The organism is Mesorhizobium sp. M7A.F.Ca.CA.002.04.1.1 (assembly GCF_004022805.1).
In the GTDB taxonomy this organism is placed as follows: domain Bacteria; phylum Pseudomonadota; class Alphaproteobacteria; order Rhizobiales; family Rhizobiaceae; genus Mesorhizobium; species Mesorhizobium ciceri.
In genome coordinates this window covers 1-1,705 of sequence record NZ_RZPL01000960.1, presented here as the reverse complement: position 1 = coordinate 1,705, position 1,705 = coordinate 1, and the positions used below count along the sequence as shown (strand labels likewise).

The following is a 1,705-nucleotide window of genomic DNA, read 5'->3' as shown; positions in this document are numbered from 1 at the left end:
GACCTGGACCGGGACGCGGGCGCTGGACAGGCCCGGCATCAGCATGAAACAGGCGCCGATGCGGCAGAAGGCGAGGAACGCCGCGATGACGACGCCTTGCGACAGCACGCTCACGATATGGTTCCGAGCACCCTGATCTCGACGCCCTTGGCGATTTCGACGTGGCTGAGCACCGGCAGCGTGGTGAACAGCCGCTCGATGATCATGCGCACATAGGGGCGGGCGTCGGGCGCGGTGACGAGGACGAAACGCTCGCCGGCTTCCAGATATTTCTTGATCGCCTTGGTCGCGTCCTGGCCGAACTCCTCGAGCTGGCGCGGGTCGATGTCGAACTCGCGCACCTCACCCTTGGCGTCGCGCTTGAGGCTCTGGTGGAAGGCGAGATCCCAGCGGTTGCCGAGGCGAAGCACCTTCAGCACGCCGCCCTCGGACAGGTCGCCGCAAATCTGCTGGGCCATGCGGATGCGGACATGTTCGACGATCTGCTCGGTGCGGCGCACATGCGGCGCGATCTCGGCGATCGCCTCGATGATCAGGTGCAGATTGCGGATCGAGACGCGCTCGGCGAGCAGCAGCTTCAGCACCGCCTGCAGGCCGGGATAGGAGATGTGCGTGGTGCAGATCTCGTCGGCGAGCTTGCGGTATTCCTGGTCCTGGCGTTCGAGCAGCGCCTTCATGTCCTTGTAGGACAGAAGCTGCGGCAGGTTGTTGCGGATGACCTCGGAGAGATGGGTGAGCAGCACCGACATGTTGTCGGCGAAGGTGTAGTTCTCGCGCTTCAGATCCTCGGCGAAGGCTTCGACCACCGAATAGGCGCGCATGCCGAAGGCCGGCTCGCGGATTTCCTCGCCCGGTATCTCGGGTATGTCGCGATTGCCGAGCAGCACCATGATCTCGCCGACGCGCATCTGGTATTCGGCCACCACGGTGCCGTGCACCTTGATCTGGTAGCTCTTCGGCGGGATGGCGAAATCGTCGGCGACACGCACTTCCGGCACGACGAAGCCGTACTGGGTGGCGAATTTCTTGCGCATCTTGCCCATGCGGAAAACCAGTTCCTGATGCGACGTCAGCAGCCTTGTCGACAGCTGCTTGCCGATCAAAAGCTCGATCTCGGCGGTGGCGAGCGAGGCCTTGACCGAGTTCTTCTCCTCCTCGACCTTGGTCGCCTTTTCCTGGTCCTTGATCGCCTCGGCTTCGGCGAGGACACGGTTGGCGCGCATCGGGATGACGTAGCCGAGACCGGCCATGCCGGCTGCGAGCGCAAAGAACGGGAACAGCGGCAGGCCGGGCATCAAGCCGAGCAGCACCAGCAGCGATGCCGCGACATAGAGGGCGCGCGGGTGGGCGCCGAGCTGGCCGAACACCGCCTGGTTGGTCGAGCCGCGGGTGCCGCCCTTGGAGACGAGCAGGCCGGCGGCGAGCGACACGATCAGTGCCGGGATCTGGGTGACGAGGCCGTCGCCGACCGACAGCTTGATGAACACGTCGGCGGCTTCGCCCATGCCCATGCCGTGCCTGATGTAGCCGATGGCAATGCCGCCGACGATGTTGATGGCGGTGATGATGAGGCCGGCGATGGCGTCGCCGCGGACGAACTTCGAGGCGCCGTCCATCGAGCCGAAGAAAGAAGATTCTTCTTCCAGTTCACGGCGGCGCAGCTGCGCGGTCTTGTCGTCGATCATGCCGGCCGAGAGGTCGGCGT

1 protein-coding gene and 1 pseudogene are annotated in these 1,705 nt (G+C 64.8%); both read right to left on the bottom strand.

Annotated features, from left to right (window positions below):
• Nucleotides 1-114: pseudogene (locus ENZ75_RS31000) on the bottom strand (flagellar biosynthetic protein FliR); the annotation flags it as partial.
• Nucleotides 111-1,705, bottom strand: a 1,595-nt coding sequence (locus tag ENZ75_RS30995) for an FHIPEP family type III secretion protein (RefSeq protein WP_128278590.1), incomplete at its 5' end; no start/stop codon positions are given. The gene ENZ75_RS30995 and the pseudogene ENZ75_RS31000, both read right to left, overlap by 4 nt.